The organism is Acidovorax sp. DW039, assembly GCF_037101375.1.
Classification (GTDB): domain Bacteria; phylum Pseudomonadota; class Gammaproteobacteria; order Burkholderiales; family Burkholderiaceae_C; genus Acidovorax.
Genome location: NZ_AP029019.1, coordinates 4,745,976 through 4,762,072, shown reverse-complemented (window position 1 = coordinate 4,762,072; position 16,097 = coordinate 4,745,976). Strand labels below are relative to the sequence as shown.

Annotated in this window: 10 protein-coding genes; 5 read left to right on the top strand and 5 right to left on the bottom strand. The window is 66.5% G+C overall.

All coding sequences use genetic code 11. The features are described from left to right. Positions 1-79: 79 nt before the first annotated feature. On the bottom strand, positions 80-2,839 hold the full coding sequence (gene glnE / locus AACH87_RS21300) for a bifunctional [glutamate--ammonia ligase]-adenylyl-L-tyrosine phosphorylase/[glutamate--ammonia-ligase] adenylyltransferase (protein ID WP_338796560.1): 2,760 nt from the start codon (positions 2,837-2,839) through the stop codon (positions 80-82). A gap of 259 nt (positions 2,840-3,098) precedes the next feature. Between glnE and AACH87_RS21295 the strand changes: the two genes are divergently transcribed. Genes AACH87_RS21295 through AACH87_RS21280 form a run of 4 tightly spaced genes read left to right on the top strand, consistent with a single transcriptional unit; the run spans position 3,099 to position 10,805 of the window. Further along, on the top strand, positions 3,099-7,316 hold the full coding sequence (locus AACH87_RS21295) for a YhdP family protein (RefSeq protein ID WP_338796559.1): 4,218 nt from the start codon (positions 3,099-3,101) through the stop codon (positions 7,314-7,316). Further along, complete coding sequence (locus AACH87_RS21290; protein WP_338799052.1) at positions 7,316-8,134, top strand: carbon-nitrogen hydrolase family protein; 819 nt, start codon at positions 7,316-7,318, stop codon at positions 8,132-8,134. Before AACH87_RS21295 ends, AACH87_RS21290 begins: the two co-directional genes overlap by 1 nt. After that, positions 8,131-10,170 (top strand): ATP-binding protein, encoded by a 2,040-nt coding sequence (locus AACH87_RS21285; protein WP_338796558.1) that lies wholly within the window; start codon positions 8,131-8,133, stop codon positions 10,168-10,170. Before AACH87_RS21290 ends, AACH87_RS21285 begins: the two co-directional genes overlap by 4 nt. 5 nt (positions 10,171-10,175) lie before the next feature. Next, positions 10,176-10,805: a response regulator gene (locus tag AACH87_RS21280; RefSeq protein ID WP_338796557.1), complete on the top strand. Its 630-nt coding sequence runs from the start codon at positions 10,176-10,178 to the stop codon at positions 10,803-10,805. Between the two features lie 27 nt (positions 10,806-10,832). Here AACH87_RS21280 and AACH87_RS21275 read toward each other — a convergent pair whose 3' ends face one another. Together AACH87_RS21275 and AACH87_RS21270 are read right to left on the bottom strand one after the other, a co-directional pair. Then, on the bottom strand, positions 10,833-11,477 hold the full coding sequence (locus tag AACH87_RS21275) for an OmpA family protein (protein ID WP_338799050.1): 645 nt from the start codon (positions 11,475-11,477) through the stop codon (positions 10,833-10,835). Between the two features lie 168 nt (positions 11,478-11,645). Then, positions 11,646-11,801, bottom strand: a complete 156-nt coding sequence (locus AACH87_RS21270) for a hypothetical protein (protein WP_338796556.1) — start codon at positions 11,799-11,801, stop codon at positions 11,646-11,648. Here AACH87_RS21270 and AACH87_RS21265 point away from each other — a divergent pair. Continuing rightward, the gene (locus AACH87_RS21265) at positions 11,800-12,957 is read left to right on the top strand and encodes an MltA domain-containing protein (protein ID WP_338796555.1); all 1,158 of its coding nucleotides are present in this window, start codon (positions 11,800-11,802) and stop codon (positions 12,955-12,957) included. The two genes, AACH87_RS21270 and AACH87_RS21265, sit on opposite strands and share 2 nt — an antisense overlap. Positions 12,958-13,006: 49 nt before the next feature. On the opposite strand, the gene AACH87_RS21260 is transcribed toward AACH87_RS21265, so the two are convergent. Both AACH87_RS21260 and AACH87_RS21255 read right to left on the bottom strand, forming a co-directional pair. After that, on the bottom strand, positions 13,007-14,269 hold the full coding sequence (locus tag AACH87_RS21260; protein ID WP_338796554.1) for a hypothetical protein: 1,263 nt from the start codon (positions 14,267-14,269) through the stop codon (positions 13,007-13,009). Further along, positions 14,266-15,984: a DUF4384 domain-containing protein gene (locus AACH87_RS21255; RefSeq protein WP_338799049.1), complete on the bottom strand. Its 1,719-nt coding sequence runs from the start codon at positions 15,982-15,984 to the stop codon at positions 14,266-14,268. Before AACH87_RS21255 ends, AACH87_RS21260 begins: the two co-directional genes overlap by 4 nt. Between the last annotated feature and the right edge of the window lie 113 nt (positions 15,985-16,097).

The following is a 16,097-nucleotide window of genomic DNA, read 5'->3' as shown; positions in this document are numbered from 1 at the left end:
ATTGCAAGCCTCGCATTGACGGCGCAGGGAGCCTGCGCGGCCCGGCACCGCTGCCGGTGCCGTGTCGCAGAACAGGTTCTTAGCGCGCCGCCCCAAACACCGCCTGCCACAGCGCCAGCACTGCATCGCGTTCGGCCTGCAGCGCAGGGGGCTCTACCTGGGTGGGGGCTTCGTCCAGCCGGGCGCGGTGCTGCACGCGGCGCAGCTCGCGGTAGGCGTTGGCTGCGGCATGGCCCACGCCTGCGGGCAGCAGGCCGACTTGCTCGGCCCGCTCCAGCAGGGCGATGTTGCCCACGTTGGCGCGCAGCTCGGGGTGGGCGGCGGATTGCGACAGCACCAGGTACTGCACGGCAAATTCGGCATCGACCATGCCACCAGTGCTGTGCTTGACCTCGAACAGCCCCGCAGGCACGGGATGCGCGGAGCGCACCCGCTCGCGCATGGTCACAATCTCTTCCTGCAGCGCGCTGGCGTTGCGCGCCGAGGTGATGACGGCCTCGCGCACGGCATCAAAGCGGGCTTGCAGTTCAGGGCTGCCCAGCACAAAGCGCGCGCGCGTCATGGCCTGGTGTTCCCAGGTCCAGGCGGTGTTGCTGCCGCGCTGCTGCTGGTAGTTGGCGTAGGCCTCAAAACTGGTCACCAGCAGGCCGGAGTTGCCGTTGGGGCGCAAAGCGGTGTCGATCTCGTAAAGATCGCCCTCGCCGGTCTTCACGGTGAGCCAGTTGATGAGCTTGCGCACAAAGGCGGCGTAGACCTCGGGGGCGCGCTCGTCGTCATCGTCGAACACGAAGACAATGTCCAGGTCGCTGCCGTAGCCCAGCTCCTTGCCGCCCAGCTTGCCGTAGCCAATGATGCCGAAGCGGGGCTCGTCGCGGTGGCGGTTTTTCAGGCGGCTCCAGCACCACTGGGTGGTCACGCGCAGCACGCTGTCGGCCAGCGCACTCAGGTCATCGGCCACCTGCTCCACGGTGATGCGCCCACCCACGTCGCGCGCCAGGGTGCGGAAGGTTTCTGCGTGCTGGGCGCGGCGCAGCAGGTTCAGCAGGGTTTCATCGTCGTCTTCGCCGGTGGATTGCAGGGACTTGAGCCGCTGGGCCAGCTCGCGTTCAAAGTCGGCCGCCACAAAGCGCTCGGCCATCAGCACATCGCCTACCAGTTCGTCGATCACGCCGGGGTGCTGCAACAGGTAGCGCGCAGGCCACTTGGCCGCGCCCAGCAGGGCCAGCAGCTGCTGGTGCACGGGCGGGCGCTCGAGCAGCAATGCCAGGTAGCTCTCGCGGCGCATCAGGGGTTCGAGCCAGTTGGTCAGGCGCGCGGCGGCCTCCAGGGTGCAGCGGCCCTCGCCCAGCCACTGCGCCGTGCGCAGCACGATGCGGAACAGCCGCGCCCGCGCCTCGTCACGCAAATTGGCCACGCGCGGGTTGTTGCGCCACTCGGCCACCCGTTCGCGAAAGCCGGGGGGCAACTGCTCCAGCAGGCTCTCCAGCTCGGGGGGCGGCGGGGGCGCAGCCTTGGGACCGCCGCAACCTCCGCCGGAGCATTGCTTTTTCTCGTTGCCGCCCAGCAGGGTGTCAAATTCTTGTGCCACCAGTTCGCGGTGGGCGTCCAGTTCGTGCAGAAAGGCGCAGCAATCGGGGTAACCCATGGTGCTGGCAATCCAGGCCAGGTCGTCATCGCGCGTGGGCAGCACATGGGTCTGCTGGTCGTCCAGGTACTGGATGCGGTGTTCCACCCGGCGCAGGAACACGTAGGCGCGGGCCATGGCGTCGGCCGTTTCCTGGGGCATCAACCCGGCCTGGGCCAGGCGCTGCAGGGCGTCCAGTGTGGGGCGGCGGCGCAGTTCGGGGAATTGCCCACCGCGCACCACCTGCAGCAGCTGCACGGTGAATTCAATCTCCCGGATACCGCCGCGCGAAAGCTTGACGTCGTTGGCCCGCTCGGGGTGGCCCGCGCTGCGCTTGGCCGCATGGTCGCGGATCTGCCGGTGCAGGGACCGCAGCGCATCAAACACGCTGTAGTCCAGATAGCGGCGGAACACAAACGGCAGCACCACGTTGCGCAGCGCCTGCACTTCAGGACGGGCGATGCATTCCGTGGGGGCCACCACCCGGCTCTTGAGCCAGGCAAAACGCTCCCACTCGCGCCCTTGCACCTGCAGGTATTCCTCCAGGGCAGCCAGCGAGATCGCGGCCGGGCCCGAGTTGCCGTTGGGGCGCAGGGCCAGGTCCACGCGGAACACAAAGCCATGCTCGGTGGTGTCGCCCACCAGGCTGTAGATGGCCTTCACGGCCCGGGCAAAGTATTCGTGGTTGGAAATGCGGCCGCGGCCCCCTTCGATGCCCGCCGTCTCGCCGTCGTGCTCGTAGACGTAGATCAGGTCGATGTCGCTCGAAACGTTCAGCTCCCGTGCCCCCAGCTTGCCCATGCCGATGATCCACAACTGCACCGGCTGGCCCTGTGGCCCCTGGGGTGCGCCGTGGCGGCTGTCCAGCTCCTCGCGGGCGTGGCGGCAGGCATGGTCCAGCGCCAGTTCGGCCAGCTCGGTCACGGCGCGGGTCACTTCTGCAAGGCTGGCCTGCTGTTCGCATTCCAGCCGTATCAGCCGTTCCATGACCAGCTGCCGCACCATGCGCAGCGCACTGGGCACATCGGTGCCCCGGGCGCGCAGGGCGGCCAGTGCTTCTTCCATCAGGGCCCGGGTTGGCGCGCCGGGCGGCAGCAAAGGCAAGTCCTGTTCGTAGCGGCGGTGCAGACGCTGGAAAAACCGGGAGTGTTCGGCCAGACCCTCACTGGGTGCAATGGTGTGGCAGGGGGAAGATTCGGTGCTGGGGTTCTGCATGGCAGCCAGGGCAGTCAGGAGAGGCGAGAGATCGGAGCGGGGTCGTTACGGGCTATTGGATACAAAGCGCCATTCAGTGCAGGCAGGCGGGGCATTTGCCCCTGCACGCCCAAGGGAGTTGCGGCAGCGGGGCATGCCGCGCACCGCAGTTCAGTAATCTTGTATGAGTAACAGGTGATAACACCCTGGGAAAACCCGGCAAAGCTCGGAACCGCGCCCTGGAGGGCGGGTCATAATTCCGGCCATCTTCACGCGAAAAATGACCGAACCGACTCCTCGCCCTTCCCGCTTGCTCAAGATCGTTGCCGGGTTTGCGCGTTGGTCGTTGGGTTTGTTGCTGGCCTTCTGGTTGTTGCTGGCCTTGGCCTGGGGTGCCCTTCATGGCTGGATTGTGCCGCGAATCGGCGAGTTTCGCCCCCAGATAGAAAGCCGTGCCAGCAAAGCGCTGGGCGTTGCGGTCCGCATTGGCGACATCACGGCCCGCTCCGAAGGGCTGATCCCCTCCATCGAACTGCTGGAAGTCGCCCTGCTGGATGCGGAGGGCCGCGCCGCATTGCGCCTGCCCCGGGTGGTGGTGTCCCTGTCGCCCCGTTCATTGCTGCATTGGGGGTTTGAGCAGCTTTACATTGATTCACCCGACTTGGACGTGCGTCGCGGAGCCGACAGCCGCTTGTACGTGGCGGGCCTGCCGGTGGCGCAGAGCGCATCCGGAGACAGCAGTGCCGCGACCGACTGGCTGTTTTCGCAGGGTGAGGTCGTGATCCGCGGCGGCACCCTGCGCTGGAACGATGAGCTGCGCGGCGCCCCGGAGCTGGCCCTGAGCAAGGTGGATCTGGTGCTGCGCAACGGCAACTGGCGCCACAGCCTGCGCATTGATGCGACCCCGCCCGAGGCCTGGGGCGACCGTTTCACCCTGGTGGGAATGTTCCGTGCCCCCTTGCTGCGGGTTCGGGACAGCAACTGGCAGCACTGGAACGGCCAGCTGTACGCCAACTTCTCCCGCGTTGACGTTTCGCGTTTGCGCCACCACGCTGACGTGGGCATTGATGTAGCCCATGGCCACGGGGCACTGCGCGCCTGGGCGGACGTGCAGCGCGGCCAGATTGTGGGCGGCACGGCCGATCTGGCGCTGGCCGATGTGCAGGCCACGCTCGGCCCCGACCTGCAGGCGCTGGAGTTGCCCTCTGTTCAAGGTCGCTTGGGCGGGCGTCGTCTGCAGGGCGGGTTTGAGTTTTCCACCCAGGCGCTGCAGTTTGTGGCCGACGATGGGCTGCACTGGCCGGGGGGGAACCTCAAGCTGCAATACACCGAAGGTGCAGGCAAGACGCCTGCGCAGGGCGATTTCCGGGCCGACAAGCTGGATCTGGCAGCCCTGGCCCAGATTGCGAGCCGCCTGCCCTTGGGCAGCACAGCCCATGAAGCCATTACCCAATTTGCTCCCAAAGGCATGGTGCAGGAGATTCAGGCCAGCTGGAAAGGCCCGCTGGAAGCCCTGCAGCAATACCAGGTGCGGGGACGTGTGCAGGGCCTGACTCTGGCAGGTGCCACCCCCACCGAAAGTACCCGCACGCCTGGCCTGCGCGGTGCAGACGTGGACTTTGACCTGACCCAGACAGGCGGCAAGGCCAGTGTGTCCATGGCCTCAGGCGCGCTGGTATTGCCACGGGTGTTTGAAGACCCTGTGCTGCCGCTGGATGAGTTCAACGCCAGCGTGCGCTGGCAGATCGAGGGCGACCGGATTGCCGTGCAGGCCAACGACATCCGCTTTGCCAACGCGGACGCGCAGGGCCATGCCCGCCTTTCGTGGCACACCAGCGATCCGGCGCGGGTTCCCCATGCCTCCCGGTTTCCGGGCGTGCTGGATTTGTCCGGTGTGCTGACCCGAGCCGATGGCACGCGGGTCTACCGTTACCTGCCCTTGAGCGTTCCCGCCGAGTCTCGCAGCTATGTGCAGCAATCGGTGGTGGCAGGCGTGGCCAGCCACGTGGACTTCAAGGTGCGGGGGGACCTGCACGACATGCCCTTCAACGATCCGAAGCAGGGCGACTTCCGCATTGCGGCCAAGGTCAAGGATGTGACCTATGCCTATGTGCCGCCTGGCTTGCTGCCCAACGAAGCCCTGCGCTGGCCTGCGCTGACCAAGCTGAACGGCGAACTGATTTTTGAGCGTTCTTCCATGCAGGTGCGGGGAGCCAGCGGCACCTTCATGGGCCTGCCGCAAACCCGCCTGACCAAGGTGGAGGCCCAGATTCCCAACCTCGCTCACACCGTGGTGGGTGTGCATGCCGAAGCGCGTGGTCCCCTGCCGGAAATGCTTGGCCTCATGGCGACGTCGCCCCTGGCCCGCATGACAGGCAATGCCCTGGCCCAGGCCAGTGGTAGCGGCAATGCAGACTTGCAATTGCGGCTGTCCCTTCCCATCAGCGAGATCGACAAGTCCAAGGTGCAGGGCAGTGTCACCCTGTCGGGCAACGATGTGCGCATCACGCCTGACACACCTGCCCTGAGCCGCGCACGCGGGGTGGTGCAGTTTTCGGAAACGGGCTTTGCGCTCAGCGGCGTGCAGGCACGCGCGCTGGGGGGGGATGTGAAACTGGAAGGCGGCATGCGTTCCCTGCCTGCAGGGGCTCCCGCCACCGAATCCGCCATCCAGGTGCGTGCGCAGGGTGTCGCCACGGCTCAGGGCCTGCAGCAGACCCCCAGCCTGGGTTTTGTGGCGCAGCTGGCGCGCAGTGCCACCGGCAGCGCGCCTTACACGCTGGCCCTCACGTTCCGTCGTGGCGTTCCGGAGCTGCAGCTCACCACCAGCCTGCAAGGCATGGCATTGGACCTGCCGGCCCCGCTGGGCAAGTCGGCCGAGTCCGCACAACCGCTGCGCTACGAGCAGATGGTGGCGCGCGAGTCCCTGGTCAATGGCGGGGCGGGCCCATCAGCGCTGCCACTGCGTGACCAGATCACGGTGGATGTGGCGGGGGTGGGCAATGCCATGTACCTGCGTGACATTTCGGGCACCCAGCCCCGGGTGCTGCGGGGCTCCATCGCCGTGGGCCTGGGGGCGGGTGAGGCGGCTGCCTTGCCCGCGGAAGGCGTGGCAGCCAATCTGCGGCTGGGCAAGGTCGATGTAGATGCCTGGGAGCGGTTGCTGGACACATCGACCCGTGGCTTGGCCATTGCGGGGCCTGCAGCGCCCGCAGCATCTGCAGCGCCCAAACCTGTGCTGGGCCCGGGCCCCGCTTCGCATCCCGCCATGGAGTACCTGCCCAGCACGGTGGCCTTGCGTGCAGCCGAGTTGACGGCCCAGGGACGCACGCTGCGCAACCTGGTGGCAGGCGGTTTGCGTGAAGGCAGTCTGTGGCGCGCCAACCTGGATGCGGCGGAATTGAGTGGCTACGTGGAGTACCGCCCCCCCGCCGCCAGCGATGCAGGCAGTGGGCGTTTGTTCGCGCGCCTGTCGCGTCTGTCCATGCCTCAAAGCGAAGCGACCCAGGTGGAGGCATTGCTGACAGAGCAGCCCGGCGCCTTGCCCGCAGTGGATGTGGTGGTCGATGATTTTGAGCTGCGGGGGCGCAAGCTGGGTCGCATTGAAATCGAGGCACAGAACCGCAATGCCGAAGGTGCGCAGCGCGAATGGCGTCTGAACAAGTTCAACATCACCACCCCAGAAGCCAGCATGACGGCCACTGGCAACTGGGCCTTGCTCAACCAGAGCCGCGGCGGTGCGGGAATGCCGCGTGCGCAGGAACGCCGCACGGTACTCAACTTCAAGCTGGACATCCGCGACTCGGGCGACCTGCTGGGCCGCTTTGGCATGGTGAATGTGGTGCGCCGCGGCAAGGGCCGCATGGAAGGCCAGGTGGGCTGGATTGGCGCACCCTTCAGCCCCGACTACCGCTCCATGGCAGGCCAGGTCAACGTGAACATCGAGGCAGGGCAGTTCCTCAAGGCCGACCCAGGGCTGGCCAAGCTGCTCAGCGTGCTCAGCCTGCAGTCGCTGCCGCGGCGGTTAACGCTGGACTTCCGGGACGTGTTCAGCGAGGGCTTCGCCTTTGATTTCATTCGGGGTGACATGCACATCGAGCAGGGAGTGGCCTCGACCAATAACCTGCAGATGAAGGGGGTGAACGCGGCTGTGCTGATGGAAGGCAGCGCGGACATCGACAAGGAAACACAGAACCTGCGCGTGGTGGTGGTGCCAGAGATCAACGCCATGACGGCCTCGCTGGTGGCCACGGCCATCAACCCGGTGGTGGGGTTGGGCAGCTTCCTGGCGCAAGTGTTTTTGCGCGGGCCTCTCATCGAAGCGGCTACGCAAGAGTTTCATATTGACGGAGGCTGGGCTGATCCGCGCGTGGTGCGCGTTCCGCGCCGGGGGCGCGATGCCCCGCCTGCCGGGCAGAGCCCCGGCGGTCCCGGTGCCGCAGTGCCAGAGCCGCAAAATACCCGGTCTGAGCCCACCCGATCTGGAGACCCCTCATGATGAAAGTCGCTGCCATTCAGATGGTGTCCTGCCCCCGGCCCCTGGATAACCTGGCGCTTGCATACCAACTGCTCTCACAGGCTGCGCAGGCGGGGGCTGAGCTGGCGGTTCTGCCTGAATACTTCTGCATCATGGGCCTGCGCGACACAGACAAGCTGGCGCACCAGGAAGACTTCGGCAGCGGCCCCATTCAGGACTTTCTGGCCCGCAGCGCCCGTGAACTGGGCCTGTGGATTGTGGGCGGAACGCTGCCCCTGCGCACCCATGATCCGCAGCGGGTGCGCAACACCACCCTGGTGTTTGCGCCGGATGGGCGCTGCGTGGCCCGCTACGACAAGATCCACCTCTTCTGGTTTGACAACGGAAAAGACCAGTTCCACGAAGGCCGTGTCATCGAGCCCGGCGACAACGCCCCGGTGCAGTTTGACTTGCCCGCGCGTGATGGGCATTGCTGGCGTGTGGGGCTTTCGGTCTGCTACGACCTGCGTTTTCCGGAACTGTTTCGTGCCCATGCCAAGGCCGGAGCGGATCTGCTGCTGGTGCCCAGCGCCTTCACGCACACCACAGGCCAGGCCCACTGGGAGGTGCTGCTGCGCGCCAGGGCCATCGAAAACCTGGCCTATGTGGTGGCTCCTGCGCAGGGCGGTGTGCATGAGAACGGCCGCCACACCTGGGGACAGAGTCTGGTGGCTGACCCGTGGGGGCTGGTGCTGGCGCAACAGGCCCAGGAGCCGGGCGTAGTGCTGGCCGATCTGGAGCCTGAGCGTGTGCGCAGCGTGCGCCAGCAGTTGCCTGCTCTTTCGCACCGCATCCTGTGAGCGCCACATCCCGAGCCCTGTGGCGCCGCTGGCGCAGTGCGTGGCGGCGCTGGTCGCTGTGGACGGCGCTGATTGCACTGGTGGTGTCCATGCTGGTCACCATGGTGTGGCTGGCGGGGCGCTACGAGGCAAGCCAGGTGCAGGCCCGGCTGGAGCGGGACGCCGCTGATGCGGTGTCGGACATCCGCGCGGCGCTGAGCCGCAACCTGCAGAGCCTGCAGGCGCTCAACGCCGGAGAACCCGGCCTGCTGGCCTGGGAAGTGGAGGCTTCTGACGTGCTGCGCAACCAGCGCGAACTGGTGCGCATTGAGTGGCGCGACAGCGCGATGCGCCTGCGCACCCATGTGCAGTCGCCCTACCGGTCGGTGCTGTGGGACCGGGGCCTGCGTGACAACAACAATTCGGAAGCCAGCCAGGCCTGCGCGACGGCCAAACGCCTGAGCAGCCCGGCCTACTCGGCCAGCTATTACCAGCCGCATGTGGACGGACTGGGGTCGGAGCTGATGGAGCTGTGCCTGCCGCTGAGCAACAGTGGCCGCACCTCGGGTTATCTGGTGGCCACCTATGCCCTGCAGTCAGTGCTGGCAGACATGGTGGGTGCCAGCCTCACGCGCAGCCAGGAGGCCTCTTTTACGGAACCCGATGGCACTCGACTGGCGGTGCTGGGGGCATCGCGCCGCGGCACGCGCATGTTCACGGCGCAGCAGTTGCTCGATTTGCCGGGCACGACCCTGGTGTTGCGCATGGACAGCTGGCACACCGCGCCCAGCGTGTTTCCCAACGTGCTCACCGCCCTCGTGACGGCCATGTCGATTGCCCTGGTGACCGTGATGGTGGTGCTGGTGCGCGACAACCGCCGCCGCCTGCGGGCGGAGCGGGACCTGGGCGATGCGCTGGCTTTTCGCAAGGCGATGGAGGATTCCCTGGTCACCGGCCTGCGGGCGCGCGACCTGCAGGGCCGCATCACCTACGTCAATCCGGCGTTCTGCGAGATGGTGGGCTTTACCCCGCAGGAGTTGCTGGGGCACAGCGTGTCGGCGCCCTACTGGCCACCGGAGCGTGTGGAGGAATACCGCCAGCGCCAGGCCATCCGCTTTGCGGGCAACATGCCGCCGCGGGAAGGCTTTGAATCAGAGTTCATGCGCAAGGACGGCACCCGCTTTCCGGTGCTCATCATCGAGGCTCCACTCATCAACGCGCAGGGCCTGCACACGGGCTGGATGAGCGCGTTTCTGGACATCAGCGAGCAGCGGCGGGTGGAAGAACTCTCGCGCGCCTCGCAAGAACGGCTGCAGGCCACGGCGCGCCTGGCCACGGTGGGAGAGATGGCCTCGCTCCTGAGCCATGAGCTGAACCAGCCTCTGGCCGCCATCTCCAGCTACGCCACCGGTTCGCTCAATCTGCTGGACCCTTCTGCGGGGGGGCAGACACCTCCCAGCCCGCAAGACCTGGAAGATGTGCGCATGGCCATGCGCCAGATTGCGCGCCAGGCCGAGCGCGCAGGCCGTGTGATCAAGAGCGTGCATGACTTCGTGCGTCGGCGCGACCAGGCGCGTGAGGCCGTACCAGCCCAGCAGCTCATCGATGCCATCCTGCCTCTGGTCAACCTTCAGGCCCGCAAGCTGGGGGTGCGTGTGCACACCCTGGTGGAGCCCGGCCTGCCATCGGTCTATTGCGACCGCACCATGGTGGAACAAGTGTTGCTGAACCTGGCCCGCAACGCCATGCAGGCGATGGATGATCCTTCCATCCACACGCGGCTGCTGGACATTCGCGTCCGGCGTGCAGCCTCCAATCGGCACAACGGGTGGCTGGAGTTTTCTGTGACCGACGGCGGCGCGGGCATTCCCCCGGAGGTCGGAGAAAAGCTGTTCACACCGTTCTTTACCACCCGCAGCGAAGGCATGGGCCTGGGCCTGAGTCTGTGCCGCACCGTGGTGGAACAACACGGTGGATACCTTGGCTTTGCGCCCCACGAGCCGCGTGGTACGGTATTCACTTTCACCCTGCCCGCTTACCAACCTGCCAAACACTGATTCAGATGGAACCCGTATCCAACGCCACCGTGTACATCGTGGACGACGACGCAGGGGTGCGTGAAGCACTGGCCTGGTTGTTGCGCTCACGCAGGCTGCCCAGCGAGTCGTTCGAGAGCGCTGAAGCATTTGATGCGATGCTGCAGACCCGCACCGCGCAGCGCCAGCCCTGCTGCCTGCTGCTGGATGTCCGCATGCCTGGCATGAGCGGCCTGGCCCTGTTTGATCTGCTGGCTGCCCGGGGTGCCCTGCAGACCATGCCTGTGATCTTTCTTACCGGCCATGCGGATGTACCCACCGCGGTGGACGCCGTCAAACGCGGTGCCTTTGACTTTTGCGAAAAGCCGTTTTCGGACAATGCACTGGTAGACCGTATCGAGCAGGCGCTGGCGCAGTCAGAGGAACGGCTGGCCCAATTGCGTGAGCGCAGCGGCCTGCAAGAACGCCTGCGGGAGCTGACCGACCGTGAGCGCGACGTCATGGACCTGGTGGTGGCAGGCCTGCCCAACAAGCTCATTGCCGACCAGCTCGACATCAGCGTGCGCACGGTAGAAGTGCACCGCTCCCGCGTGTTCGACAAGATGCATGTCAAGTCCGCGGTAGAGCTGGCCAACCTGCTGCGGTCCGCGCAGTGAGCGCAGGTCGCTTGGTGTTGCCAAGGGTTAGCGCGCCCGCTCTCCCATAAAGATCTCCACCCGCCGGTTGCGGGCGCGCCCATCGGCCGTGTCGTTGCTGGCGATGGGATAGCGCGAGCCCACGCCGTCAATGGCAATGCGCCGTCCATCTACACCCCGCGCTACCAGATAGCTGCGGGTGCTGGCGGCGCGGTCCACCGACAAGGGGTTGTTCACCGCGTCGCTGCCAGTGCTGTCGGTATGCCCGACGATGCGCACGTCGGTGTTCGGGTTGTTGCGCAGGCCGGCAGCGAACTGGTCCAGCACCGGGGCAAAGTTGGATTGAATGTCCGAGCGGCCCACCGCGAAAGAGATGTCGCTGGGGATGTTGAGCATGAGCTGGTTGTCGGGCGTCTGCGTGACTGCGATGCCTGTGCCGCGCGTGGCCTGCTCCATCTCGCGCTTTTGGCGTTCCATGTTCTGCGACCAGATGTAGGTGCCCAAGGCGCCAACGCCCGCACCCACGACCGCTCCTGTGCCTGCGCTGCCACCCGTGGCTGAGCCAAGAACGGCGCCAGCTACGGCGCCAATACCCGCCCCAGTGGCGGTGCGCCTCTGGGTATCGTCCATGCTTGCGCAGCCTGTGGCCAGTATCACGGCGGCTGTCGCGCCCAGAAGAAGGTGTTTGCGGATGTGGAAAGACCTGTGTGGCATGTGTGCTCCTTGCGCTCTTGCGTTTCGTCATGCCGGTGGTGCAAAGCCTGCACACACCGTGATGGCTGCATCGTGAGCCACGCCGGTCCATCGCGCTATCGGCCTTCACGCTCCGCTGCTGTAGGACGGAAGCCGAAAAGCAAGGTCTCAGGATGAGGGCGATGAGGGAGGGCGTTTATCGTCGGGGTGGTCCTGCGGTGGCAGGTCCAGCTCTCCCCCCTTGCGGCCGGAAAACATCGTCCACCACACAATCGCAATCAGCACCACCAGCGCCAGCAGCGCTTCAAGCAAAATCAGCCCCATGAAATTGACACTCCTGCGCCTGGTTGCAACGGCGCTGATTGTAGGAACGCTTGTTGCGTGCTCCACCCCTCCTGCGCCATCCCCTTCGTACCCTGGGGGCTTGCCTGCACCTTTGCCCACCACGCCTTACGCAGTGCCCGGTGACACGGGGCCACTGCCACCTCCTTTGGCCCAACCCAAGAGCCGGTGGACTCCTGTGCGCTGGGCCGAACTGCCAGGCTTTGGCGACGATGCCTTGCATGAGGCCTGGAATGCCTGGATCAAGAGCTGCGAGCGCCCCGTGGCTCCGTTCACTGCGCTGTGCAGCGAGGTGCGCCAGCTCAGCATTGCCACGGCCGACGAGCAGCGTGCCTGGATGGTGGCGCGCCTGCAGCCCTACCGCGTGGAGGCCGTCGATGGCAACCCGGATGGCCTGCTGACCGCTTACTACGAGCCCATGATGGAGGCCTCCCGGGTGCCGGGCAATGGCTTCACCGTGCCCATCTACCGCCTGCCCGCAGGCTTTGGCGCCCGCAAGCCCTGGTACACCCGCCAGCAGATCGAGACCCTGCCCGAAGCCCAGGCCGCGCTGCAAGGCCGTGCCATTGCGTGGCTGCGAGACCCGGTGGAGTCCATGGTGCTGCACATCCAGGGATCGGGCCGCCTGCGCATCACCGAGGCGGACGGTTCCACCAGCCTGGTGCGGGTGGCCTATGCGGGCACCAACGACCAGCCCTACGGCAGCATTGGCCGCTGGCTGCTGGACCAGGGCTACACCCGCGACGCCACCTGGCCCGGCATTCGCGCCTGGCTGGCTGCCAACCCGCAGCGCACCAATGAGTTGATGTGGACCAACCCGCGCTATGTGTTCTTCAAAGAGGAACCGCTGGTGGGCATGGACGCGGCCTTTGGCCCGCGTGGCGCGCAGGGTGTGGCCCTCACGCCCGGTCGTTCGATCGCCGTGGACCGGCAGAGCATTCCCTACGGCACGCCGGTATGGCTGGCCTCCAGCGGCCCGCAGCTGCAACTCAATCGCCTTGTTCTGGCCCAGGACACGGGCAGCGCCATTCTGGGCGCGGTGCGCGCAGACTACTTCACCGGCTGGGGGCCTGAGGCTGGTGATATTGCCGGGCGGCTCAAGCAAAACCTGCGTCTGTGGGTGCTGTGGCCGCGTTGAGCGCCCGACCGCGGTTCTTCTTTGCCGTGTAGCGCAGCGTCCTGCGCTGTCATCGGTCTGCCATCCGTTGCCACTGCGGGGGAATCAGGTGGTATAGCGGCGTGGGGTCTTGCTGCCAGCCCTGCGGGCTCAGTGGTAGCGGAGCCGTGCGTGTGAGTCCCTGCGCCTGCATGGGCAGACTGGCGAGCTGCTGCATCCACGCCGGGTCCAGGCCGCCTCCGGGGGCGGGGCGGGAGAAGATCAGCTCCAGCATCTTGCGCGCACGGGCATCCCCGCGGCTTGCTGCAGCCTGGTACAGCCGCACGGCCTCGGTGTAATTCGACGGCACCCCGTCGCCCCGGTGATAGCGCTGGGCCTGGGTGTAGAGGTCTGCCCCGGAAGAGGCCCGGGCTTCCGTCCCAAGCTCTTTTTCGGATGCATTCGGTGCGGGTGGTTGTCCCGTGGTCGGCAGTGGCCCGCGGCGCTGCTGCATCTGGTCGGCCAGCATCTGGGCATTGGCAGCTGCAGCGCTGGATTGCTTGGCCGCAGCGCGAAACTGCTCCAGCGCCTTCTCGGTCTGCCCGCTGGCCAGGTATTCCAGGCCCAGCGCGTTCATGGCCTGTGCGTTGCCCGCTTGCGCCGCGGACCTGAGCAGCGGATGCGGTTCGGCGGCGGTGCGCGCAGCCCCTGCAGGGTTGCCCTGCACATTGCGAGGATTGGGGGTGCTGCCTGTGGTGGCTGTGGTGCCAACGCTCAGCGGCGCCAGGGCGCGGGCAACGTGCCAGTCCAGGTACTTGGCCAGACCAGGGGCCGTGCGCGCCAGCAGAGCAGTCCATCGCCCGGCAGCCGCAGGGTTCGGGGCGGTGACGCAACCGCTGATGTCGCACCACGCCAGCCCAGCCGGAGCCATGGGGTGCCCCAGCGCCTGTGCACGCTCAAACCAGTGCTGTGCCTGGCTGGTGTCCGGGCCCATGCCGATGCCGTGCAATGCCAGCAAACCCAGCCGCCACGCCGCCGTTGCTGCAGCAGAGGGCGGTGCTGCCGCCGATGAAGAAGAGAATGAAGGAGTTGGCGGGCGCTGAGGAGCCTCTGACTGCGCTGTGGCTCGCAATATCCGCAGCGCCTGGGCCAGGTCGCCCTCGTCGGCAGGTGTCCACTGCGGCGAGTGGACCCGAGCCTCGGATGGCTCTATGGCGGTGTGCGAGGGCTCCGCGACGGCCGCGGCTCCCGCATGGGCATCCGCGCCAGAAAAGGCCCACAAGCTCACCGCGAGTATCGCTGCCTGCACAACCCGGGCGCTGGGGTCAAAGGCAGGCACTGCCAGCGTGTTCATGGGCGTGCGGCAGGAGGGCCAGACTTGCCTGGTGCTGGCTGGGCCGCCGCACTGGCGCGCCGGGGCACCACGTTCCAGTAAATGGCGTTGCCGGTATAGCCGTTCGCTCCCAGGCTTGCCGCGAAGGCTTCGTTGATCTTCTCCAGGGTCCGGTACTTCTCGATGGGCTTGAGCGGCGGGCCGCGCAGGTCTTCCGGCAGCCTGGAGACGCTGTCTTCATCGGTCGCAAAGCAGGCCACTCCTTCGCGACCGGGGCTGGCGGCGTCCATCACAAATCCGGGGTTGGGGCTCATCCAGTCTGGAATGCGCAGTGCCTGGTTGGCCGAGACCCATCCGGTGGTGTTGGTCTGGTTGGGCAAAAGGCGCAACACCGTGCCCGTGGCATCTGCCAGGAAGCACTGCAGGTAAGAGGCCCGTGACACGGTGGCCGACAGGAATATCTGCTCGCCCACTTCAAAGGCCGTGCGGTCCAGCAGCACGTTTTCAATCTGCAGGTCAATGCTGCGCTCAACCGGTGCAGCCCCGTACATCAGGCTGCTGGTGGACACGGGCGGCAGCACAGCCTCTGCAGGGGGCACCGATGCGGTGGGAGCAGCGTGGGTGGAATCCCATCCGATGCGCGCCAGGGTGCCATCCGGCGAGAGGCCGACAAAGTTGCGCAGCGCGCGCTCGTAGGTGGGAAAGTCCACCACCCCCGTCACCACCATGCCATGGTCGGCCTGAAAGCGCGAGAGCGCGGTGCGCAAGGCTGCGCTGTGTGTGGCCGCGGGTTCTGCCCCGGCGCCCACGCCCGCCATGGCACCGGCGGGCAGGTAGCCCTGGCTGATGAGCGAGCGTGTGACCAGCTGCAGGCGTACTGCCGGCGATCCCTCGTTGAACCAGTCCCGCAGCTGGCGCTGGAAGTCGGGGTGGTTCTGCTCCAGCGTGAGGCATTGCCAATAGGGAATGCGCGCCCATTTGCCCACGAGTTCGATGGTGGCCAGATCGACCAGCGTGCGCACCGCGCTGCCAGAGCCCTGGGTGTAGTCGCGCCCCACGTTGAACTGCACGCCGTAGGTGCCGATACGCCCGGCCAGGTCCAGCCCCTGCCCGCCCGTGCTGACAATGACTTCATTGGCCGAGTCCAGCCCAGGGATCAGCGTGCGGGTGCGGAAGTCGCCCAGATGCATTTCCAGCCCGATGATGGTGGCATTGCGGCTTTGGCTGTAGCCCAGGTCCACGCGGGGGCCAGAGATGCCACTGTCAAACCGGTTGCTGGTGACGTTCTGGTCCACAAACGAGATGGCTCCGGAGATGTACAGCGCGGGCCGCTGCAGCTGGATCTGGTTGTTGTTCAGCAGGATGGTGGTGAGGTTTTGCACCGTGTCCTGGCGGGCAATGTCCACTTCGTAGTCCACATAGCGGAAGGCATTGCTCAGGCGGGACATCTGCGACAGCGCGGTGATGACCATGTCCTTGCTGCCCACTGCCACGCGGCCCGAATAGTCGGGAATCTGCTTGCTGGTGATCAGCGTGGTGGGCACCTGGGCGGCGCGCAGCATGTGGTCCATGCACATGAGCGAGTCGGAGAAGCTGGAGAACGACCGGGTGGGGCGCACCGTAGGCCGGTCGGTCACGGAAGCCTGCTCTGCAAAAGCCCTGTCGCGCCGTGGGTCCATGGGCGTGCTGCAACCGCTGAGTGCAAGCGCGCCGAGCACGAGCAGCGAAACTGTCATGCGCAGGCGGTGTGGTCGGGCCGCGCGGTGCGAGGGAGGGCAAGGCATGGAATCTCTCCTGCGGCGGGTGCCGATGACAGGGCGAATGACGGGGCGAATGACAGGGCCAGTGA

Excerpts from the sequence above, each read along its gene's own strand:
- AACH87_RS21290 (WP_338799052.1), top strand. The coding sequence starts at position 7,316 with ATGAAAGTCGCTGCCATTCAGATGGTGTCCTGCCCCCGGCCCCTGGAT.
- AACH87_RS21280 (WP_338796557.1), top strand. The coding sequence starts at position 10,176 with ATGGAACCCGTATCCAACGCCACCGTGTACATCGTGGACGACGACGCA.
- AACH87_RS21295 (WP_338796559.1), top strand. The coding sequence starts at position 3,099 with ATGACCGAACCGACTCCTCGCCCTTCCCGCTTGCTCAAGATCGTTGCC.
- AACH87_RS21255 (WP_338799049.1), bottom strand. The coding sequence starts at position 15,984 with ATGACAGTTTCGCTGCTCGTGCTCGGCGCGCTTGCACTCAGCGGTTGC.
- AACH87_RS21265 (WP_338796555.1), top strand. The coding sequence starts at position 11,800 with ATGAAATTGACACTCCTGCGCCTGGTTGCAACGGCGCTGATTGTAGGA.
- AACH87_RS21270 (WP_338796556.1), bottom strand. The coding sequence starts at position 11,801 with ATGGGGCTGATTTTGCTTGAAGCGCTGCTGGCGCTGGTGGTGCTGATT.
- AACH87_RS21260 (WP_338796554.1), bottom strand. The coding sequence starts at position 14,269 with ATGAACACGCTGGCAGTGCCTGCCTTTGACCCCAGCGCCCGGGTTGTG.
- glnE (WP_338796560.1), bottom strand. The coding sequence starts at position 2,839 with ATGCAGAACCCCAGCACCGAATCTTCCCCCTGCCACACCATTGCACCC.